Genomic DNA, 21813 nt, shown 5'->3' on the forward strand with positions numbered 1-21813 from the left:
GACGGGGAACTCCACCGGTTTAGCCCTCCACGCGGTGCGAAGCCCAGAACGACGTCAGGTCGGTCGAGCCGGCCGCCGCCTGCGCCGCGGCCTTGAACTCCGCCGTGGTCGACACGCCGTACCAGTGCGACTGGGCGTAGGACTTCAGCAGGTTCGCCATCGCCGTGTCGCCGATCAGCCGCCGCAGGTCGTGCAGGGTGCACTTGCCGTAGTTGTAGACCACCGTGGAGTACCGGGACGAATGCGCGTCCCAGTAGGCCATCGAGTTGGTCAGCTTCTCCGCGCTGGACTGCCACGTGATGCCGCAGCCGCTGCCGGTGATGCCGCGGTAGAGGTCGGTGGCGTAGTCGGTGAAGCTCTCGTCGAGCCACGGCGAGTTGTACTCGTCGTCGCCGACGATCCCGTAGAACCACTGGTGCGCCAGCTCGTGCGGGAGCGCCGTGGTGGACACGAGGTCCATCACGAAGCCCGGGTACTCCATGCCGCCGAACCAGAAGTTGTTGTCCAGCACCACGTCCACTTCACCGTACGGGTAGTCGCCGAAGCGGCCCGAGTGGACGTCGATCGAGTCGGCGGCCAGGCTCAGCATCTGGTTGGCGCTGCTGGTGGAAATCCCGCTCGCCGAGTAGACGTTGACCCGCACGCCCTTGCCGGACGTCGTGCTGATCTTCGCGAACGGCCCGGCGCCCCAGGCGAAGTCCCGCACCTTCGGAGCCACGGCGTGCGTGGTGGTCGTGGTGCCGCTGGTCGTCTCGGTCGAGGTGCCGGTGGCCGGGGTCAGCAGCGCCGTCGGGTGCACGAGCGTGACGTCGAAGTCGCTGATCACCGTGTAGAACGACTCGCCGTTGTTCGTGTACGGGTCGAGGTGCCAGCCCGCGCCGTCGCGGACGGCGAGCACCGGCAGCGCGTTGCCGATCATGTTGTACGCGCCGTCGTGGCCGAACCGGTCGGCGCCGCTGGGCACGACGATCTTCAGGTCGAACCCGATGGTCGCCGACTGGCCCTGGGCGAGCGGCGTGGGCAGCGTGATCTTCATGGCCGTGCAGTTCACGCTCAGCGCGGACGGCGTGCCGCCGGTGACGTTCGTGACGGTGATCGGTGTCGTCGGGCAGCTGCCGTGGTAGTTGTCCCAGAGCCGCAGGTACACCTCGGGCAGCGCGGTCGCCGAGCCGTTGGTGAAGCTGACGCTCTGGTGGCCGGTCCAGGTGTCGCCGGCGGTGTTCGAAGTCAGGTTCACCGTGTAGGCCGGGTTGATCGGCGTGCGCGTCGAGTCGGCGGGCGCGGCCGAGATCGTCCAGGTGAAGGTGGCGCTGCCGCTGTTGCCGGCCGGGTCCTGCGCTGTCACGGTCACCGAAGAAGTCCCGGCGGTCGTCGGGGTGCCGGTGATCTTGCCCGTGATCGCGCTGATCGCGAGGCCGGCGGGCAGGCCGGTGGCGCTGTAGGTGAGTGCGTCGCCCTGCGGGTCGCTCGCTTGGATCTGCAGCGACGCGGCCTGGCCGACGGCGCCGCTTTGGGCGCCGGGCGAGGTGACGACCGGCGACTGCGGGTTGCTCGTCCCGGTCGTGGTCAGCGAGATGTCGTCGAGGACGAAGTTGGTGGCCAGGCTGGAATCCTCGGTGCCGGTGATCTTCAGCGTCACGGTCTGGCCGAGGTAGCGGGAGACGTCCACGGTGCGCTGGACGTAGCCGGTGTTCTTGTCGAGGTTCGAGTAGCTGGCCAGGGTGTCCGTGCCCGCCTGGACCACCAGCTTGTCGTACTTGGTGCTGGTCGTCGTCTCCTTGGTGTCGATGTGCGACCACCACGAAAGCGTCGCCGACGCGCAGCCGGCGGGCAGCGTCAGCGACTGGGACAGGGTGTCGGTGTGCGTGCTGCCGGTGCCGTCCAGCCAGGCGATCATCGTCCCGCCGTGCGCGGGTTCCGCCGTGGTGGCGGCGGAGATGACGCCGCTGGTCTGGGTCCACGGCGTGGTGCCGCTCTCGAACCCGCCGTTGCCGACGATCTGGTCGCCGCAGCTTGCGGCGGCCTCGGCCGGCGCGGCGACGGCGACTGTGCCCAGCAGGCCGATGGCCACGCCGAGCGCAGCAGAAAGCACCCTCGATCTCATGGAGGTCGTCCTTTCCCGGCTCCGCCCGTGGGAGCCAGGAGAAGCGTCCTCTGCGGCCCGGATGGGCGGAACCCGCCAAGAGTCGGGTTCCGCGGGCTGCGCGCCCCTTTCGCCGGGTATGCGCGGAAACGTCCGGCTGTACGGATTTGGTGCAGCGCCCAGCGAGGTTTTGCGTCTCTGACAGGAGGAAGACTTGGCCCCTCAAGCTCAAGGTGGCCGCCGGCGAACTCGAGGTTGGCCGGCGCCATCGTGATGACCGGCGTCGCCGTCTCGTGCCGGGGTAGCTGCCCAGGGCAGCTTCCGCCTGGCGCGTTCGACCGGCTTCGGTCCGAGCGCGGCGGCCGCCGGCGGAGCGCCCGGCCCATCCTCCCGAGTGCTGCGGTCGCGGACAGTGACCGCCGCGGCGCTCCGGTGGCGGCCCGACCCGGCTCGACGCAGAATGCGCGCATGCAGCCGACGGTCGTCCGGGTGGCGCGCCTGGCCGACCCGGCCGGGGCCGCCGACGGCGTCCGCGTGCTCGTCGAACGGCGCTGGCCTCGCGGCACCGCCCGAACGGCGCCGGTCCTCGACGGCTGGTACCGCGGCCTGGCCCCCTCCGACGACCTGCGCACCTGGTACGGCCACGACCCCGAGCGGTTCGCGGAGTTCGCCGAGCGTTATCGAGCGGAGCTGCGTGAGCCGGATCGCGTGGCGGCCCTGGCCCGGCTGCGCGAGCTGGCCGGAGACGGCCCGGTGACCCTGCTGACGGCGAGCGGATCCCCCTCGATCAGCCAGGCGGCCGTGCTGGCGGCGGTGCTCACGGGGGAGTGAGACGGCCGCCGCTCAGGGGCGTGCCGCATTAGCTGTCACCCGGACCGTGGCCGTGGCCGAGCCCAGCGTCTCGTGCCGGGCCGTCAGCGTCAGGGTCGACGGCGACCCCGCGAACGGCCGCAGCCACACCGCGGCCGCGCCGCCGGTCGCCCCGAAGTCCAGCGCCGGGTCCCCGATCAGCTCGGCCGGCCCGGTCAGCGTCAGCCGCACCTCGCCCGCCGTGGCCGCGCGCACCGTCCCGAAGCGGTCGACCGCCGCCACCACCACCCGGGTTGCGTCGGTGCCGTCCGCGCGCAGCTGCGGGTCGTCGGGCACGCAGCTGAGCACGTCCGTCGCCCGGTCGCCGCTGAACCGCCGGCTGACCACCAGCCGGTCGCCCACGTAGCCGTCGATGCGCAGCTCCGGGCGCCGCCCCTTCGGCACGGCCAGGTCCGCCGCGAACGGCGGGTACCGCAGGTGCGGGAAGTCCGGGCGCCGGCTGCGGGCCTCGCCCGCCGGACGGTCGTCGAGGAACAGCAGCAGGCGGTCGCAGTTGGACCAGATCGTCGCCCCCGGCCCGGGGCCGGCCGGCTGGGCCGTGAAATCCCAGGCGAAGCCGGGCTCCACGACCGCCCGGACCCACGGGTCGGCCTGCGACGCGTAGAAGGCCGCGGCGGGCTTGGGGATCCGGAAGATGTCCGACACCCCGGCGTACTTGGACCCGTCGATCGCCCGCTGCCAGCCCGACGGGTAGTCGAACGCGCACCAGGCGAGCAGCCCGCAGTAGCGGTCGTCGGCGGCGGCCAGGTCGTGGGCCTTGGCGTGCAGTTCCGCCTGCTGCTGCCGGACGTCCGGGGCGTCGGTCCGGCGGTACGCGCGGGCGCCGGCGAGCGTGCCGATCGTCTCGGTCACCAGGTACGGCACCCCCGGCCGCGGCGGGCGCAGCCGGAAGGGCGTCCCGCGCCGGGCGGTGTAGTCGTTGTAGGCCACGATTTCGACGTCGCTGCCGGCGAACCGCCCGAGCGTCGGACTGGCCAGCGCCCCACTGGTCGGCCGGGACGGGTCGAGCTGCCGGGCCAGCCGCCCGGTCCGCTGGTACATCGCCGTCGTGCCGTTGGCCTCGTTCACCCGGGTGCCCCAGACGACGATGCTCGGGTGGTTGCGGTCGCGCACCACCATCCCCTCGACGTCGGCCAGGTTCCGCCGCTGCCAGGCGTCGTCCCCGACGTGGCCCCAGCCCGGGATCTCCTCCCACACCAGCAGGCCCAGCTCGTCGCAGGCGTCGAGGAACGCGCTCGACTGCGGGTAGTGCGAACAGCGGACCATGGTGCAGTTCAGCTCGCGGCGCAGGATTTCCGCGTCACGCCGCTGCACGCGGTCCGGCAGCGCGCCGCCGGCGAACGGGTACCACTGGTGGCGGTTGAGCCCGAACAGCTTGAGCCGCCGTCCGTTGAGGAAGAAGCCGTCGGTGGTGAACCGCGCGTCGCGGAACCCGGTCCGCACCACCCGCTGGTCGAGGGTGTGCTTTCCGGACTGGACGGTCACCACGACATCGCAGAGCGCGGGGTCGTCGACGTCCCAGAGCCGCACCCCGCCGAGCCCGCCGACGTCGAATTCGACCGTCGTGCCGCGCACCGGCGCGCCGCCGCGGGCGAGTTCGCGGCCCGCTTGGAGCACCGACGCCGTCACCTCGCCCACGACGGGCACGTCGAGCGTGCACGTCAGGTGCAGCGACCGGCCGGGGGAGAGGACGTCGGCGGGCCGCGCGAAGACGTCGGCCAGCCGGATCCGGGGCACCGCGCCGACCGTGGCGGGGCGGTAGATCCCGGCCGGCTGGTAGAAGTCGATCAGCGCCGGCCCGCCGCGCGGCAGGTTGGGCGGCACGTCGAGCGCCCACCGCCCGTCGACGACCACGGCCAGCACGTTGTCGCCCGCCACGACGTCCGGCAGCGCCACCTCGAAGGGCAGGTAGCCGCCCTCGTGGGTGGCGACGAGCCGGCCGTTGAGGTGCACCTCGGCGTTCGTCATGACGCCGTCGAAGCGGGCGGTGTGGCGTTCGGTCGTCGTCGCGGTGAAGTGCTTGCGGTAGATCCACCGGTCCTGCCAGGACGCCGGGTCCCACCCGGTCCACGAAAGCGGCGTGACGCAGTGGGGCAGCTGCACCGGCGAGAGGTCGATCTCGTCGAAGCCGAGCTCGGTGCAGCCGTCGTCGTACCGCCCGAACAGCCAGAAATCGCCCAGCCGCGGCGTTTCCGCCCCGGGTGCGGCGTGCCCGGCCGAACCGGCGACGACGCCGAGCAGCGCGGCCCCGCCGGCGGCCAGGAACCCGCGCCGGGACATGCCCGGACCGCTGTGCGAGTCGGCCATCCACGACCTCCGTGCTCGGGCTCCACCGGGGTTATCGCTCGTGACCGGTAGGACGTCACAAACGATCAGCGGGTTGCCCCGGGTGCTCAGGCGCGGCAAGCGCTCTTCGCCACGAGGACCCGGTGCACCGCCTCCCGCACCCGCTCCGGAGGCAGCTCGCCGGCCGCCACGGCGGCTTGCAGGCGGTCGAGGACGGCGTGCACGTGTCCGCCGGACGACCACAGTGCCTGATCGGCGCCGGCCCGCAGGGCGAGCAGGGCCGCCTCGGGGAGCGGATGGGCCGCCGTGATCGCGCGCATGGCGCCGAGGTCGTCGGTGACGGCGACGCCGCCGAAGTGGTACCTGTCCCGCAGCAGGCGGTACGCCGCCGCGCTCAGCGAGGCGGGCTGCCCATCCGTCAGGCCGGGCACCGCGAGATGGCCGACCATGACCCCGGCGGCGCCGAACTCCGCCAATCGCTCATAGGGGAGCAGATCGGTCGCCGCCAGGCGGGCCAGCGGCGGGGTCTCCGGCAAGACGCGGTGGGAGTCGCCGCGGGCGTGACCATGACCCGGGAAGTGCTTGAACACGGGCGTCACCCCGCTCTCGCGCAGTCCGGTGGCGAACGCGTACGCGTAGGCGGCCACCGCGGCCGGGGCCGAACCGTAGGACCGGTCGCCGATGACCGCGCCCGCGGGCTGGTCGCTGACGTCGAGAACCGGCGCATAATCGGTCGTCACGCCCCGCGCTCGCAGCGCGCGTCCGCGCCGGACGCCGAGCTCGCGCACCTGGTCCGGGTGCATCGCCGACGCGACCGTGCGAGCGCTCGGCAGGGGTCCGTCGAGCGCGTCGATGCGCTGGACACGCCCTCCCTCGTCGTCGACGGCCACCGAGACCGGCACCCCGGCGACCGCCTGGACCTGGGCCAACGCGCGGTCGCGCAGGACCGCCGTCGCGGTGCCGCCGACGAAGATCCCGCCGACCTGTTCGGTGCGCACCAGCCGGACGTTGCCCGTGACGTCGCCGGCGTCCACGCCCACGACGATCAGCTGGGCGAGCTGACGACGCAGGGACAGGCCCGCCATCACGGCGGCGCAGCTCTCGGCCGGCTCTCTGGCGGCGCCAGCCGGGAGCGGGGGAATGCCGTTCTCCGGAAGGGCATCGGGCGATGGCCGGGAGACGGCCGCCACGAGCAGCGCGCCCACGACCGCCGCCGCGAGCAGGAACCTCGTCCGGCTCATCGGACCTTGGTGTTTCCTTCGTACCCGCCGGTGGACCGCAACCGCTTCGCGTAGCAGTCGTCCTTGGGCAGGTCATTGCGGTCGCACCAGGCGTTCGCTTCGTCGGCCGTCCGGAACGGTTCGTCGTGCACCGTGACCCAGAAGTCCGGGTACTTGAAGCTGCTCCAGTCCGCGGTCCGGATCAGGCGGACGGAGGTGAATCGGCTCCGGAGGCCGAGGTGGTCCTGGAGGATCGCGGGCGCGTCGTAGATGATCCCGTCCGCGGGCAGGCCGACCTTTTTGGAGCTCAGCTGGGCCACCCAGTGGTCTTCGAGCGTGGCGCGGACGGCGGGCAGATCCGAATTCGCGTACTGACGGAGTTGGTCGAGGGCGTCGCCCGAGTACGCCGGAGCCGCCGAGGTTTCCGTCGTCGGTGTGTCCGGGTAGGTCTGGTAGGTCGGCTGGTAACCGCCGGACCCGGAACCCACGCCGTTCACGCCGGCGGCGCTGTAGCCCGAAGACGACGAACCGCTCCCCGATTTGCCCGGGATCGCCAGGGCGACCACGAACCCGACGACCGCCACGACGGCGGTGAACACCAAGGCGACCGACCGGTTGGCCCGCCGGGCGGCGAGCCGCCCCGTCACGTCCGTGGCCCGGCGCGGCACCGGCGGAGCGACGGACTCCGCCGAATCCGCGCAGGGGCACGAGCCGCCGGAAATCCGGCGGCGGCAACGGGAACAGAACGGCATGGCACACCTCGCCCTCACCGCGACCGGCACCGGCCGCGTGGGGTCACTATCGCTTTCTCTTCCGGAAATGTTGCAGCGATTTGCCGGGTTAATTGTTTTCCGACGATCTTTCGTTCGGGGCGACAAATATCTTTTTCCGGATTCGTAACATCGGCCGGTAATCGTGCGAACTGTGGTGGGCAGAGTGATTCGCCGCCGAGTACCGAGGGGTTCTGCCCGTGGAAAACAGCACCATGTCCCGCGCCGGAACCGCCCTGGCGGGCGACGGCGGGTCCCCGTCGCCGCCGGGAAGCCGGTCCGAGCCGATGGCCGAGCCGGTGCTGGACGAACTGGCGGCCGCGGTGTGCCGGCTGCGCGCGGTCGCGGACCACGACGAAGAACAGCTCGCCGGCCGGTTTCGCGGCAGCTTGGCGCAGCAGGAGATCGGCCTGCTCGAGGATCCGGATTCTTTTCTGCTTCTCGCGCGGTGCTGCTTGATCCGGTTGAGCCCGCGCTTGCGGTCCACGCCGACGGCGGACCTGCCGGGTGAGCTCCGGCGTGCGCTGGCGGGCGCCGGCGACGCGAAGCCCGCGGTGCTCGCCGTGGCCGACCGGCTCGGCGTCTTCGTCGCCGCGGTCACCGACGACCTCCGGTCCGGTACGTACGAGGGCGACCCGCAGTCGGTCGTGCTCTCGGCGCTGGCGTTCAACGCACCGGAGTCACTGTGGCCGCTGATCGAGCGCCGGTCCGGCAATCCCGCGAGGAAGGTGGACGGCACCGATCCCAACGCCGTCGTCACGGCGATCGCCCAGGCACAGGACGAGCTCGCCGCGGAAGCCACCCGGGCCGCGAACGCCTACGCCGGGCTGCGTGACGGTGCGGAGACGTTGCGGGCCGAACTGCCGGAGGGTGAGCTCGGCCGCAGCGCGGGCCTCCTGGCCTCGCTCGACATCGATGCGGACGGAATGCGCGAGCTCATCGCCGTCCGCGCGGAGTACGCACGCAGTCCACTGTGGAAGAAGTTCATCATCGGCAATCCGGCGGCCTTGATCGCGGAGGAAGCCGCGGAACTGCTGGCGCACTGGCAGAAGCACGTCGTCGCGGCGCGTGAGGCCGCGAAGCGGGCGAGAAAGGCACGTGCCGAGGAAGTCGGCTCGCTGCGGCCCCTCGCGCGCACGTTCACCGAGCCGGTGTCTCCGTATTCCGCCTTCTGGCCCGAGTCCGTGCGGCAGCTCGACGGCTACCGGCGGACGGACCCGCCGGTCGCCGCCGAGCTGGGGAACCTGCGTGCCCCGCACCACCTCTGGACGTTCGACCCGCTGCCCGGTGAGCGCTGGGCCCGGTTGCCGTACCTGGACTACGTCTACCAAAGCATCGCCTTCCTGACCGACCAGCGGAACCTGCCGTACGAGAACGCCTGCCGCGCCGTCACGGGGATCGTGCTCGACCAGATGTCCCGCGCTCTGCCCGGCCGGCTGACGCTGACCTGGATCGACCCCCGGGGCCGGGGGCAGAGCGCGGGCCCGCTGCTGTCGCTGCTCGAACTCGGCAAGCAGCTGATCGGGGACGCCGTCTGGGCCGAGCCCGACGACATCGCCTCGGCGCTGCGGCGGGTGAGCGACCGGATGGCGCAGCTCGAACAACGGGCGCTCAAGGACACCTTCCCGAACCTCGACGCCTACAACGCCGCCGCCGGTCAGCTCGCCGAGCCGAACCACGTCGTGGTGGTGACCGGCTACCCGCACGGCTTCTCCGAAGACTCGGCCCAGCGGCTGCGGCAGATCATCGAGGGCGGCGCCCGCCTCGGCATTGCGGTGCTCGTGGTCGCGGACGAGGCGCTCTCGCACGCCTACTGGCTCGACGACGGGCCGGGGCACTACCCGGTCATGCGGGTCCGCGGCACCGCGCCGGCGTCGGCACCGTGGTGGAACACCCAGTTGCTGCGACCGCACACGTTCGTGCTGGGAGCCGAGGAGCGCATGCACGCGTCGCTGCCGCTCGGCCAGGAGCTGCGGTGGGTGCCGTGCGATCCGCTGGTGTTCACGCCGGAAGCGGCCAACGCGATCGTCGCCGGATATGCGGCGGCGACCGAATCGGCGGCGGAGGTCAAGATCGACGCGGCCACCCTGGTCGAGCCGGGCACCGGCGCCGACACCACGAAGAGCGTCGACATCCCCCTCGGCCTGCAGGGCCGCCGTGAGGTCCTGAACCTGCGGCTCGGGCACAAGCTGTCCCAGAACGTGCTGGTGGGCGGTCTTCCCGGGTCGGGCAAGTCGACGTTGTTCCACACGCTGATCGTCAACGCCGTCCGCCGGTACGACCCCGGAGAGCTGGAGTTGTACCTGCTCGACTTCAAGCAGGGGGTCGAGTTCCAGCCCTACGCCGACGGCGCGCTCCCGCACGCCCGGGTGGTCGCGGTCCAGAGTGAGCGCGACTTCGGCCTCTCGGTGCTGCGCGACCTGCGCGCCGAAATCGACCGGCGGGCCGAGCTGCTCCGGGGTCCGGAGGGAGCGGGCGCCGACGGGCTCACCGAATACCGCGAGCGGACCGGCAAGAAGCTGCCGCGCATCGTCGTCGTGGTCGACGAGTTCCAGGTGCTCTTCGCCGAGGACGACCGGATCGCGCACGAGTGCGCCCAGCTGCTGGACCACGTCGTGCGGCAGGGTCGCGCGTTCGGCGTGCACACGGTCCTGGGCACCCAGACCCTGCGGGGGCACGGCGCGATGGGCCTGCTGCGCGGGACGCTCGACCAGGTCGCCGTCCGGATCGTGCTCAAGACCAGCGAGACGGACTCGCGCCTGTTCCTCAGCGACGAGAACGCCGCCGGGGCGAGGCTGACGCGGCCGGGCCAGGCGATCTTCAACGACGGCGGCGGCCGCCCGGAGAGCAACGTCGAGTTCCAGGTCGCCCACACCGAGGACGCCGCACGCGACGCCGTCATCGCCGAAGCCCGCGAGTCCGCCGACCGGGCCGGGTTCACCCGGGCCCCGCGGGTCTTCGACGGCACCAAGCCGGTCGAGGTCGGCCAGGACGACCGCGTCACCGCACTCGTCGAAGGGACGGCGCGGGTCGACGGCAAGCGGCTCTGGCTGCACCTCGGCCTCCCGGTGGCGATCAAGGGGTCCGGCGGAGTCGGGCTGCGCCGCGCGGGCGGGGCGAACCTGCTGATCGTGCACCGGGACCCGGGGCAGGCGGTCGGCGCGCTGGCCGTGGCGCTGGCCACCGCCCGCTTGTCCACTGGGGAGCCGCTGCGGATCGTCGGGCTGGAAAGCCTCGGGCAGGACGACGAGGAGCACGAGAAGCTCCAGCACGTCCTGGAGATCGGAGACAACGCCACTTGCGTCGGCCACGGCAAGATCGGCGCGGCCCTCGCCGAACTCGCGGCCGAGGTGCGGCGGCGGCTGGACGAGGAACGCAGCGGCGAGCGGACCATCGTCGTCCTGAACGCGCTCCAGCGGGCCCGTGTCCTCGGCGACGAGAACAGCTACGGCGAAGAGGGCTCACCTCGCGCCGACCTGCTGACGATTCTCGCCGAAGGACCCGACTACGGCATCCACACCGTGGTGCTGACGGAGTCGGTGGAAGCGGTCGACCGGCGGCTCGGCCACGGCGGTCTCGGCCAGTTCGGGGCGCGGGTCGTCGGGCAGTGCTCGGTGGATGCCTCGCAGCGCGTCATCGGTAACGGGGCGGCCGGGAAGCTCGGCGAGCACTACGTGATCCTGCACGAACCGGACGACGACCGGACGGAGACGCTGCGGCTGTTCCCGCGGCCGGACGACTCGTGGCGTGCGGCGGCCGCCGACGCGGCGGCCCGGCGGACGGTGGCCCGATGAGCTACCAGGGGTTCGATCCGGACGAAGTCGACCGCGCGGCGCACTCGCTCGGCCAGTCGCGGGACCAGATCCAGCAGCAGGCCAGGCAGGTCCGGTCCTGCCTGCGGAACATCAACCGGTTCCAGGGGAGTGCGGCCGACAAGTCGCGGGCGGCCGCCGACCAGGTGGCGAAGCGGCTGGACCAGGACGTTCGCGAACTGGACCAGCTGATCCAGGCGCTGAAGTCGCTGGCGGCCCAGGCCCGCCTGCTGAACCGGTGAGCCGGTTCGCCGGCGATCCCGACCAGCTGCCGCCGGTCGGGGCCGCGTTGCTGCGCTACGGCGAGCAGCTGGCCCGGCACCGGCTCGCCGTGGAGCGGGGGTGTGCGGACGTCTCACGCGCCGCCGACGCGGTGGTGGTGCGGCTCGAAGGCAGGCTGCGGGCGGCCGAGGCCCGGCTCGCCGCGGTCGATCCCGAAGACGACGGTGCCTTGGCGGCGGCCCGGCGCGAGGTCGAGCTCGCGACGACGAATCGCGACACCGGCCTGGAGCAGCGCCGGCGGATCGAGCGGACGGTCGCCGATCTGCGGGCCCGGACCGGACCCCGGCTGCTCGGCGCGATCCGGACCGCCGAGCAGGGGCGGGTGCGGATCCTGGCCCTGTGGCGGCAGGTGGATCGTGCGGTGGCCGCGTTCGAGGCGGCGGTGTCGCGCTGTCTCGGCCGGACCACGTCCCCGGTGGGCGGGGTGCCCGCACCGGCCGCCCCTTCCGGGGCCGCGATGCCCGGCACCACCGGAGCGGCCGCGGGCGCGCCCTTGCCGTCGATCGGGCCGGGCCGGCACCGGCTCGTCCCCGTCGAGTTCATCGACGACTCCGACTCGGGCGTGCGGAGCGCGGCCGACTTCCGGAAGGTGGAAATGCGGGTGGTCCGGGAAGGGCTCCGGAAACTGCAAGCCGAGATCATCCCCGCCGTGCGCTCCGGAGCCGGGCTCGCGGAGATGCGTGAGCTCGATGCGCGCGCCGGACTCACCGGTGCGCCGGCGTCGTACGAGAGAACCTACGAAGCCTTCTTCGGTGACACCGCGGTGAAACTGAGCCGGGGCGCCGACGGGCGGTACACCGTGCGCAACGGCTACCACCGCATCTGGCTGGCCAAGCAGGCGGGCTTCGACACGTTGCCCGCGGACGTGGGGGAGGACCGGTGAACGTCCTGGCCGGGCTGATGACCGCGGTGCAGCGGGACCACCAGGTGTTCCGGGCCGCGACCCGCTCGCTCATGGCGACCTGGCGCGACCCGCACGCCGAGCGCTTCGAACGCGAAGTCCTGGCCGCGCTGGACCAGGACAGCGCCTCGACGCTGGATGCGCTGCATGAAGCGGAGAGCGAACTGGCCCGGGCCGAGCAGGCGCTGCGCGGGGCCGGGGAGTCCCTGCTGCGCTGACGGCGCCGGCCGGTCAGCGCAGGGTCGAGGCGCGGACCACCAGCTCCGGGGTGAACACGACCTTCCGGTGTTCATGACCGGCTTCGGTCGCTTCCGCCAGCAGCAGCTCGACGGCCGTGCGGCCCAGGCGCCGCCGTGGCTGGCGGACCGAGGTCAGCGGGACCGCGGCCGCCGCGGCGAACTCGATGTCGTCGTAGCCGACGATCGCCAGGTCGTCCGGGACGCTCATGCGCAGGTTCGCGCAGGTCTGCAGCAGGCCGAGGGCGACCAGGTCGTTGGCGCAGAACGCGGCGGTCGGGCGGGCCGACGCCGGCCGCCCCGCCAGCCGCTCGCCCGCGCCGCGGCCGTCGGCCACCGTCAGCGCCGTCGTCGTCAGGTCGACGAGGTGGTCCGGGCCGAGCCCGGCGGCCGCCAGGGCCCGCAGGGCGCCGAGCCGGCGGTCGCGGACCTGGCCGACCGTCGTGTGGTTGCCGATGAAGGCGATCCGCTCGTGGCCCTGTTCGAGCAGGTGCCGCACGGCGATCTCGCCGCCGTAGACGTCGTCGACCGCGACCGAACAGTGCGTGGTGCCTTCCGGTGTGCGGTCGACGACGACCACCGGCGTGCCGCGGCGGGCGATCTCGCCCAGCAGCGGGGCGTCCGGGTCGACCGGCGTGATGAGGACGCCCTGGACGCGCTGCTGTTCGAGGCGCCCGAGGTAGGCGGCCTCGCGCGAGGGCTGGTGCGCGCTGTTGCAGAGGAAGAGGGAAAGGCCGCCCTCCCCGGCGGCGTCCGCGGCGTCCTCCATGCCGGCCGCGACGTCGGTGAAGAACGGGTTGCTGCCGTCGAGCATGACGTAGGCCAGCACCCGGCTGCGCCCGGCCCGCAGCTGCCGCGCGGATTCGTTGCGCACGAAGCGGAGTTCGGCCATCGCGGCTTCGACCTTGGCGCGGGTCGCCGGGCTGACCCGATCGGGCCGGTTGAGCACGTTGGACACCGTGCCGAGGGAGACGCCGGCGACCGCCGCGACCTCCTTGATGCCCGCCGCGCGCGGCTCGGCACCCGGCTCCCTGACCACCATCCGTACCCCCTCTTCGTGCTGACTGTTGAAACGTAACATCACCGCGAAGTACCCGGTGGAGAAAGCCGTTTGGCCACGGCTGAGCCGATGCATTGACTTCTCGTTCCGCCGCATAGTAGCTTCACCGCACCAGATTTGTGAAACCTTTCAATCCGGAGGTCGCGATGACGCGGCAGGACCCGGGCCGGGCCCCTCTGCTGGAGGTGCGCGGCGTGACGAAGTCGTTCGGAGCGGTCGCGGCCGTCGCCGGCGTGAGCTTCGGTTTGCACGCCGGAGAAGCCCACGCGCTGGTCGGGGAGAACGGCGCCGGCAAGTCCACGATCGTCAAGATGCTGGCCGGGGTGCACAAACCCGACGACGGCACGCTGCTGCTCGACGGCGAGGCGAGAGAATTCGGCTCGCCCGCCGACGCGAAGGCGGCCGGCATCGCGGTCATCTACCAGGAGCCCACGTTGTTCCCCGACCTCAGCGTCGCGGAGAACATCGTGATGGGCCGTCACCCGCGCAAGAGCCTCGGCCGGATCGACCGCGCGGCGATCCGCGCCGAGGCCGAGCGGCTCTTCGCCCGTCTCGGCGTCCGGATCGACCCCGCCCGGCCCGCCAGGGGGTTGTCGATCGCCGACCAGCAGATCGTCGAGATCGCCAAGGCGCTCAGCGCCGACGCCCGGGTGCTGGTGATGGACGAGCCGACCGCCGCGCTGACCCGGATCGAAGTCGAGCGGCTGTTCACGGTCGCGCGGGCGCTGCGCCAGGAAGGCGCGGCGATCATGTTCATCTCCCACCGCTTCGAGGAGATCACCGAGCTGTGCCAGCGCGTGACGATCATGCGCGACGGCAAGCACGTCTCCACCGACGCGCTCGAGGACGTAACCGTAGACGAGATGGTGAAGCGCATGGTCGGCCGCGACCTCGACGCGCTGTTCCCCAAGCAGGACGTCGAACCCGGCGCGGTCGTGCTGGAGGTCGAGGGCCTCGCCCGGGAAGGCGTGTTCCGCGACATCTCCTTCTCCGTGCGCGCCGGGGAGATCGTCGCGTTCGCCGGGCTGGTCGGCTCCGGCCGCTCGGAGGTCGTCCAGGCCGTCTTCGGCGTCGACGAGCGGGACGCGGGAGTGGTGAAGGTGAGCGGCAAGAAGCTCAAGCCGCACTCGTCGCGGGCCGCGATGGCCGCCGGGATGGCTCTCGTCCCCGAGGACCGGCGCCAGCAGGGCCTGATCATGGACCTCTCGATCGAGCGGAACGTGACGCTGCCGCGTTCGCGCGCGCTCGCGAAGTTCGGTTTCCTGACCGGCGCGAACGAGCGCCGGGAAGCCCGGCGCTGGACGGAACGGCTGCGCACGAAGTACCGCCGCCTCGGCGACCCCGTCGGCACGCTCTCGGGCGGCAACCAGCAGAAGGTCGTGCTGGCCAAGTGGCTGGCGATGGCGCCGAAGGTGCTGATCGTGGACGAGCCGACGCGCGGCATCGACGTCGGCACGAAGGCCGAGGTGCACCGGCTGATGTCGTCGCTGGCCGCCGAAGGCGTCGCGATCGTCATGGTGTCCTCGGAGCTGCCGGAGGTGCTGGGCATGGCCGACCGCGTGCTGGTGATGCGGGAGGGCCGGATCGTGGCCGAGCTCCCGCGCGCCGAGGCGACCGAGGACTCGGTGATGTTCGCCGCGATGGGCCAGGGGGCCGCCGCATGACCGTGACCGAGAAGGCCCGCGTGACGAAGGAACCGGCCGTCCACACGCGACGGTCGTGGACCGCGAACGTGCTGAAGGCCCGTGAATCCGGCATCGCGGGAGCCCTGATCGTCCTGGTCGCGTTCACCGCGACGCAGAACTCCCGGTTCCTGTCCGGGCAGAGCATCCGCGACATCCTGCTGGGCACGGCGATCCTGGCCGTGCTCGCCGTCGGGCAGGCGATCGTGATGATCACCCGCAACATCGACCTCTCGGTCGGTTCGGTGCTCGGCCTTTCGGCGTTTGCCGTGGGCACGCTGATGAAGGACCACCCGGGCCTGCCGGTGCTCGCCGCCATCCTGGTGGGGCTCGTCGTCGGCGCGGTCTGCGGGCTGCTCAACGGCGTCCTGGTGCGCTTCGGCCAGGTGCCCGCGCTGGTCGTCACCCTCGGCACGCTCTACGCCTACCGCGGCGTCAGCTACTTCTGGGCCGGCGGCCAGCAGATCAACGCCGACAAGCTGCCGGCGTCCTTCCTGGACTTCGGCACCGCATCGCTGCTCGGTGTGCCGTGGCTGGTCCTCATCGCGGTGCTGGTCCTGGTCGCCGCCGGGATCGTGCTGCGCAGCTACCGCGCCGGGCGCGAGCTGTACGCGATGGGGTCGAGTCCGCAGGCCGCGCAGCTGGCCGGCATCCGGGTCGGCCGCAACACCATCGCCGCGTTCCTGGTGAGCGGCGCCCTCGCGGGCCTGGCCGGTGTCCTGTTCGCCGCCCGGTTCGGCACGGTGGACGCGGCCGCCGGGACCGGCTACGAGCTCAACGTCGTCGCCGCGGCCGTCGTCGGCGGGGTGGCGGTGTTCGGCGGCAGCGGTTCGGTCTGGGGCGCGGGCCTCGGCGCGCTGCTGCTGACCGTCATCGGCAGCGCCCTGGCCGTGCTCGACATCAACCAGTTCTGGCAGCAGGCGATCGTCGGCGCGCTGATCCTGCTCGCCATCGGCGCCGACCGGCTCGTCGCGGTGCGCGTCGCCAAGGCACTGAAGAAGCGGGATTCCCATGTCTGACCACGGAAACCGGCTCGGCCGGCTGCTCAGCTGGGACGCCGCCGTCGTGCTCGTGACGGTCGTGGTCCTGATCGTCGCCTCCGGCGCCGTCGAAAACTTCGGCACCAGCCGCAACTTCACCTTCCTGCTGCTCGACCTGCTCCCGATCGCGCTGGTCGCGCTGCCGATGACCTTCATCATCGTCACCGGCGAGATCGACCTGTCGGTGGCGAGCACGCTCGGCCTCACTTCGGCGGTGATGGGCTCGCTGTGGAACGCCGGCTTAACGATCGAGGCGATCATCCCGCTCTGCATCGTGCTCGGCGCGGTCCTCGGCGCGCTGAACGGCTTCTTCGTCACCGTGCTGAAGCTGCCGTCCCTCGCCGTCACGATCGGCACGCTCGCCCTTTATCGCGGCCTGGCCTTCGTGGTGCTGGGCGACAGCGCGGTCGCCGACTTCCCGCGGGCTTACACGAGCTGGGTCACCGGGACCATCGGCGACGGCCCGATCCCGAACGTCCTGGTCCCGCTGATCGTCGCCGCGCTGGTCTTCGGCGTCGTGTTGCACGCGACCCCGATCGGCCGCGGAGTGTTCGCCGCGGGCGCGGGGGAGCAGGCGGCCCGGTTCGCCGGCATCCGCACCGGGCGGCTCAAGTTCTGGCTGTACGTCGTGAGCGGCGCGGTCGCGGGCCTGGCCGGGGTGCTGTGGACGCTGCGGTACTCCAGCGCCCGAGCCGACAACGGCTTCGGCCTCGAGCTGGCCGTCGTGGCCGCCGTCCTGCTCGGCGGCGTGTCCATCTTCGGCGGCAAGGGCACGCTGCCCGGCGTGCTCGCCGGGGTGGTTCTGCTGGCTTCGCTGCAGAACGCGCTGCGCCTGCAGGACGTGTCCAACGAGGCACTCAACATCGTGACCGGCGTGCTCCTGATCGTGTCGGTCCTGCTCCCCAACATCGTGACTTCGGCCCGCACGGCAGTGCGACGCCGTAGGCAAGCGGTAACTCCGGAAAGGTGACGAAGATGTCCCGACGGTTCCTCACCGGCGCAGTGGCGGCCGGGCTGGTGCTGGTCCTGGCCGCGTGCAGCGGTACGACCAAGAACGACAACGCCGGCTCCGGCGGGCAGCAGTCCACCGCCGCGGCGAACCCGAACGCCGCGGCGAAGGAGGGCGTCAAGATGGCGTTCCTGCCCAAGCAGCTCAACAACCCCTACAGCGACATCGAGGTCAGCGGCGGCAAGGCGGCCCTCGGTGAGCTGAAGGGCGAGTACAAGCTGGTCGGGCCGAACGACGCCAGCGCGTCGTCGCAGGTCAGCTACATCAACACGCTGATCCAGCAGCAGCAGGACGTCATCGGCATCGCCGCGAACGACCCGAACGCCGTGTGCCCGTCGCTGAACCAGGCCCGTGGCGCCGGCATCAAGGTCGTCGCGTTCGACTCCGACGCGGCCAAGGACTGCCGCGACGTCTTCATCAACCAGGCCACCACCCAGGGCATCGGCGAGGCGCTGGCCAAGCAGGCCAAGGACCTCTCCGGCGGCTCGGGCGAGATCGCGGTGCTGTCCGCGACGCCGAACGCCACCAACCAGAACGCCTGGATCGACGTCCTGAAGAAGGAACTGGCCAAGCCGGAGTACGCGAACCTGAAGCTGGACAAGATCGCCTACGGCAACGATGACGACCAGAAGTCGTTCCAGGAGGCCCAGGGCCTGCTGCAGTCGTTCCCGAACCTCAAGGTGATCGTCTCGCCGACCACCGTGGGCATCGCGGCCGCCGCGCGGTACGTCAGCTCGTCGAGCTACAAGGGCAAGGTCGCGGTGACCGGCCTCGGCACGCCGAACCAGATGCGCGCGTTCGTCAAGGACGGCACGGTCAAGCAGTTCGCGCTGTGGAACCCGGCCGACATCGGCTACCTCGCCGCGTACGCGGGTGTCGCGCTCAAGTCGGGTCAGATCACCGGCAAGCAGGGTGAGAAGTTCAAGGCGGGCAAGCTCGGCGACTACACGATCGGCGAGAACGGCGAGATCGTCCTCGGCCCGCCGACGACGTTCGACGCGAACAACATCGACAAGTTCAACTTCTGATGCCTCGGTACTGCTTCTGCCTCCAGGTCGAGCCCGACCGGAAAGCCGAGTACGCCGAACGGCACCGGGCGGTGTGGCCCGAAATGCGGCAGGCCCTGCACGACACCGGCTGGCGCAACTATTCGCTGTTCCTCCGCGACGACGGCCTGCTGATCGGGTACGTCGAGGCGGACGACCTCGAAGCCGCCCAGGCCGCCATGGCGGAGACCGACGTCAACACCCGCTGGCAGGCGGAAATGGCGGAGTTCTTCACCGGGCTCGACGGCGGCCCGCCGGATGAAGGGTTCCAGTTGCTCGACGAGGTCTTCCACCTCGACGTCCGGGAAGGACAGTGATCGCCATGGGTGATCGGACCGCGGTCAAAGCGGCTTTGCGGGCCCAGCGCATCGAAACACCGTCGTGGGCGTACGCGAATTCGGGCACCCGGTTCAAGGTGTTCCCGCAGCCCGGTGTCCCGCGGACGCCGGAGGAGAAGATCGCCGACGCGGCGACCGTGCACCGGTTCACCGGGGTCGCGCCGAGCGTGGCGCTGCACATCCCGTGGGACAAGGTCGGCGACTACACCGCCTTGACCGCGTACGCGCGGGATCTCGGTGTCGAGATCGGCGCGATCAACACCAACGTCTTCCAGGACGAGGACTACAAGCTCGGCTCGGTGACCAACCCCGACCCGGGCATCCGCCGCAAGGCGACCGACCACCTCCTGGAAGCCATCGACATCATGGACGCGACGGGCTCGCGCGATCTGAAGCTGTGGTTCTCCGACGGCATCAACTACCCCGGCCAGGACGACATCCGGGACCGGCAGGACAGGCTGGCGGCGGCGCTTCGCGAGACGTACGAGCGGCTCGGGGACCACCAGCGGATGCTGCTGGAGTACAAGCTGTTCGAGCCGGCCTTCTACGCCACCGACGTCCCGGACTGGGGCACGTCCTACGCCCACTGCATCGAGCTGGGGGAGCGGGCGACGGTGTGCATCGACACCGGTCACCACGCGCCCGGGACGAACATCGAGTTCATCGTCGCGTTCCTGCTGCGGGCCGGGAAGCTCGGCGCGTTCGACTTCAACTCCCGGTTCTACGCCGACGACGACCTGATGGTCGGGGCGGCGGACCCGTTCCAGCTGTTCCGGATCATGTACGAGATCGTGCGGGCGGACGCGTTGGACCCGGCGTACGGGATCGCGTTCATGCTCGACCAGTGCCACAACATCGAGGCGAAGATCCCGGCGATCATCCGCTCGGTGATGAACGTCCAAGAGGCCACGGCCAAGGCGCTGCTGGTGGATCGCCCGGCGTTGCGGGCCGCGCAGCAGTCGGGCGACGTGCTCGCCGCGAACGCGGTGCTGATGGACGCCTACAACACCGACGTCCGGCCGCTGCTGGCCGAACTGCGCGAGGACGCCGGGCTCGACCCGGACCCGGTCGCGGCGTATGCCCGCAGCGGGTACCAGGAGAAGATCGTGGCCGAGCGGGCCGGCGGCACGCAGGCCGGATGGGGAGCATGAGGATGACCGTGCCGGAGCAGCTCATCGCGCGCAGCAACGCGCTCGGGGCCGACCCGCGCAACACCAACTACGCCGGCGGCAACACCTCCGCCAAGGGTGCGGTGACCGACCCGGTCACCGGCTCGCCCACCGACGTCCTGTGGGTCAAGGGTTCCGGCGGCGACCTCGGCACGCTCAAGGAGTCCGGGCTGGCGGTGCTGCGGCTGGACCGGCTGCGCGCCCTGGTGGACGTCTACCCGGGGGTCGAGCGCGAGGACGAGATGGTCGCCGCGTTCGACTACTGCCTGCACGGCCGCGGCGGTGCCGCGCCGTCGATCGACACCGCGATGCACGGCCTGGTCGAGGCCTCGCACGTCGATCACCTGCACCCCGACTCGGGCATCGCGCTGGCCACGGCGGCCGACGGCCCGGCGCTGACCAAGGAGTGCTTCGGCGACCGGGTCGCCTGGGTGGACTGGCGGCGACCGGGGTTCCAGCTGGGCCTGGACATCGCCGCGGTGAAGGCCGCCAACCCCCAGGCGATCGGCGTGATCCTCGGCGGCCACGGCATCACGGCCTGGGGCGCCACCTCGGAGGAGTGCGAGCGGAACTCCCTGGAGATCATCCGGACGGCGGAGAAGTTCCTCGCCGACCGCGGCAAGGCCGAGCCCTTCGGCCCGGTCGTTCCCGGCTTCGAAGCCCTGCCCGAAGCCGAACGCCGGGCGCGCGCCGCGGCCCTGGCGCCGGTGGTCCGCGGGCTGGCGTCGACCGATCAGCGGGTGGTGGGGCACTACACCGACAGCGAGGTCGTGCTCGAGTTCCTCTCCCGCGAAAAGCTCGCGCCTCTGGCCGCACTGGGCACCTCGTGCCCGGACCACTTCCTGCGCACCAAGGTCCGCCCGCTCGTGGTGGACCTGCCGGCCTCCGCACCTGTGGAAGATGTCGTCGCGCGGCTCAAGGAACTGCACGCGGAGTATCGCGACGAGTACCGCGCCTACTACGAGCGCTACGCGACCCCGGATTCGCCCGCGATGCGGGGCGCCGACCCGGCGATCGTGCTGGTCCCCGGGGTCGGCATGTTCTCCTTCGGCAAGGACAAGCAGACCGCGCGCGTGGCCGGGGAGTTCTACGTCAACGCGATCAACGTGATGCGCGGCGCCGAAGCCGTTTCGACCTACGCGCCGATCCCGGAGAGCGAGAAGTTCCGGATCGAGTACTGGGCGCTGGAAGAGGCGAAACTCCAGCGGATGCCGGAGCCGAAGCCCCTGGCCGGGCGGATCGCCCTGGTCACGGGCGCGGGTTCGGGCATCGGCAAGGCCATCGCGCAGCGGCTCGCGGCCGAGGGCGCCTGCGTGGCCATCGCCGACCTGAACGGGGACGCGGCCGCGGAGGTCGCCGCGGAGATCGGCGGGACGGCGGTCACCGCCGACGTCACCGACGCGGCGGCGGTCCAGGCCGCGGTGGACGCCACCGTGCTGGCGTTCGGGGGCATCGACCTGGTGGTCAACAACGCCGGGCTGTCCATCTCGAAGCCGCTGCTGGAGACCACCGAACGCGACTGGGACCTGCAGCACGACGTGATGGCGAAGGGCTCGTTCCTGGTCGCGCAGGCCGCGGCGAAGGCCATGGTCGCGCAGGGCATCGGCGGGGACATCGTCTACATCTCGTCCAAGAACTCGGTGTTCGCGGGCCCGAACAACGTCGCTTACGGCGCCGCGAAAGCCGACCAGGCGCACCAGGTGCGGCTGCTGGCGGCCGAGCTCGGCGCCCACGGCATCCGGGTCAACGGCGTCAACCCCGACGGCGTCGTCCAGGGCTCGGGCATCTTCGCCGGAGGCTGGGGTGCCCAGCGCGCCGCCGTCTACGGCGTGCCGGAGGAGAAGCTGGGCGAGTTCTACGCCCAGCGGACCATCCTCAAGCGCGAGGTGCTGCCCGAGCACGTCGCGGCGGCGGTGTTCGCCCTCACCGGCGGCGACCTCACCCACACCACCGGCCTGCACGTGCCGGTGGACGCCGGGGTGGCCGCCGCGTTCCTGCGCTGACTCCCG

At 71.7% G+C, this 21813-nt stretch carries 17 protein-coding genes; 12 read left to right on the plus strand and 5 right to left on the minus strand.

Going from position 1 to position 21813, the window contains the following annotated elements; translation table 11 throughout:
- Positions 1–19: 19 nt before the first annotated feature.
- Positions 20–2092 carry a putative Ig domain-containing protein gene (locus C2L58_RS20585; protein WP_103339218.1) on the minus strand — a complete coding sequence of 691 codons (2073 nt, stop codon included), beginning with the start codon at positions 2090–2092 and terminating at the stop codon, positions 20–22.
- Positions 2093–2551: 459 nt separating this feature from the next.
- Between C2L58_RS20585 and C2L58_RS20590 the strand changes: the two genes are divergently transcribed.
- The gene (locus tag C2L58_RS20590; protein WP_103339219.1) at positions 2552–2914 is read left to right on the plus strand and encodes a DUF488 domain-containing protein; all 363 of its coding nucleotides are present in this window, start codon (positions 2552–2554) and stop codon (positions 2912–2914) included.
- 12 nt (positions 2915–2926) lie between these two features.
- On the opposite strand, the gene C2L58_RS20595 is transcribed toward C2L58_RS20590, so the two are convergent.
- From C2L58_RS20595 to C2L58_RS20605, 3 genes are all read right to left on the minus strand, one after another.
- Positions 2927–5260, minus strand: a complete 2334-nt coding sequence (locus tag C2L58_RS20595) for a glycoside hydrolase family 2 protein (RefSeq protein ID WP_103339220.1) — start codon at positions 5258–5260, stop codon at positions 2927–2929.
- An 86-nt stretch (positions 5261–5346) separates the two neighbouring features.
- Positions 5347–6480, minus strand: coding sequence for a glycoside hydrolase family 3 N-terminal domain-containing protein (locus C2L58_RS20600; RefSeq protein WP_103339221.1), 1134 nt, complete (start codon positions 6478–6480; stop codon positions 5347–5349).
- A complete protein-coding gene (locus C2L58_RS20605; RefSeq protein ID WP_146073638.1) occupies positions 6477–7211 on the minus strand; it encodes a hypothetical protein in 735 nt (244 codons plus the stop codon). The genes C2L58_RS20600 and C2L58_RS20605 overlap by 4 nt, the downstream gene beginning before the upstream one ends.
- 218 nt (positions 7212–7429) lie before the next feature.
- Between C2L58_RS20605 and C2L58_RS20610 the strand changes: the two genes are divergently transcribed.
- From C2L58_RS20610 to C2L58_RS20625, 4 genes are read left to right on the plus strand one after another with little or no spacing between them, the layout of a single operon-like run.
- On the plus strand, positions 7430–11023 hold the full coding sequence (locus C2L58_RS20610) for an FtsK/SpoIIIE domain-containing protein (RefSeq protein WP_103339223.1): 3594 nt from the start codon (positions 7430–7432) through the stop codon (positions 11021–11023).
- The gene (locus tag C2L58_RS20615; protein WP_146073639.1) at positions 11020–11283 is read left to right on the plus strand and encodes a WXG100 family type VII secretion target; all 264 of its coding nucleotides are present in this window, start codon (positions 11020–11022) and stop codon (positions 11281–11283) included. The genes C2L58_RS20610 and C2L58_RS20615 overlap by 4 nt, the downstream gene beginning before the upstream one ends.
- On the plus strand, positions 11280–12206 hold the full coding sequence (locus C2L58_RS20620) for a hypothetical protein (protein WP_103339225.1): 927 nt from the start codon (positions 11280–11282) through the stop codon (positions 12204–12206). The genes C2L58_RS20615 and C2L58_RS20620 overlap by 4 nt, the downstream gene beginning before the upstream one ends.
- Entirely contained in the window at positions 12203–12442 is a 240-nt protein-coding gene (locus tag C2L58_RS20625) for a hypothetical protein (protein WP_103339226.1), read from the plus strand. Before C2L58_RS20620 ends, C2L58_RS20625 begins: the two co-directional genes overlap by 4 nt.
- A gap of 13 nt (positions 12443–12455) precedes the next feature.
- Here C2L58_RS20625 and C2L58_RS20630 read toward each other — a convergent pair whose 3' ends face one another.
- On the minus strand, positions 12456–13502 hold the full coding sequence (locus C2L58_RS20630; RefSeq protein ID WP_103339227.1) for a LacI family DNA-binding transcriptional regulator: 1047 nt from the start codon (positions 13500–13502) through the stop codon (positions 12456–12458).
- Between the two features lie 164 nt (positions 13503–13666).
- Here C2L58_RS20630 and C2L58_RS20635 point away from each other — a divergent pair, with 164 nt between their 5' ends.
- From C2L58_RS20635 to C2L58_RS20665, 7 genes are read left to right on the plus strand one after another with little or no spacing between them, the layout of a single operon-like run.
- The gene (locus C2L58_RS20635) at positions 13667–15184 is read left to right on the plus strand and encodes a sugar ABC transporter ATP-binding protein (RefSeq protein ID WP_103339228.1); all 1518 of its coding nucleotides are present in this window, start codon (positions 13667–13669) and stop codon (positions 15182–15184) included.
- Positions 15181–16221, plus strand: a complete 1041-nt coding sequence (locus C2L58_RS20640; RefSeq protein WP_103339229.1) for an ABC transporter permease — start codon at positions 15181–15183, stop codon at positions 16219–16221. The genes C2L58_RS20635 and C2L58_RS20640 overlap by 4 nt, the downstream gene beginning before the upstream one ends.
- Positions 16214–17212, plus strand: a complete 999-nt coding sequence (locus C2L58_RS20645) for an ABC transporter permease (RefSeq protein ID WP_103339230.1) — start codon at positions 16214–16216, stop codon at positions 17210–17212. Before C2L58_RS20640 ends, C2L58_RS20645 begins: the two co-directional genes overlap by 8 nt.
- Positions 17213–17217: 5 nt before the next feature.
- Positions 17218–18279: a rhamnose ABC transporter substrate-binding protein gene (rhaS, locus tag C2L58_RS20650; protein WP_103339432.1), complete on the plus strand. Its 1062-nt coding sequence runs from the start codon at positions 17218–17220 to the stop codon at positions 18277–18279.
- Positions 18279–18614 (plus strand): L-rhamnose mutarotase, encoded by a 336-nt coding sequence (locus C2L58_RS20655; RefSeq protein WP_103339231.1) that lies wholly within the window; start codon positions 18279–18281, stop codon positions 18612–18614. The genes rhaS and C2L58_RS20655 overlap by 1 nt, the downstream gene beginning before the upstream one ends.
- A 5-nt stretch (positions 18615–18619) precedes the next feature.
- Positions 18620–19786 (plus strand): L-rhamnose isomerase, encoded by a 1167-nt coding sequence (gene rhaI, locus C2L58_RS20660; RefSeq protein WP_199191345.1) that lies wholly within the window; start codon positions 18620–18622, stop codon positions 19784–19786.
- A gap of 2 nt (positions 19787–19788) precedes the next feature.
- The gene (locus tag C2L58_RS20665) at positions 19789–21807 is read left to right on the plus strand and encodes a bifunctional aldolase/short-chain dehydrogenase (RefSeq protein WP_199191346.1); all 2019 of its coding nucleotides are present in this window, start codon (positions 19789–19791) and stop codon (positions 21805–21807) included.
- Positions 21808–21813: the final 6 nt, after the last annotated feature.

The sequence above is a fragment of the Amycolatopsis sp. CA-126428 genome (assembly GCF_002904335.1).
In the GTDB taxonomy this organism is placed as follows: Bacteria; Actinomycetota; Actinomycetes; order Mycobacteriales; family Pseudonocardiaceae; genus Amycolatopsis.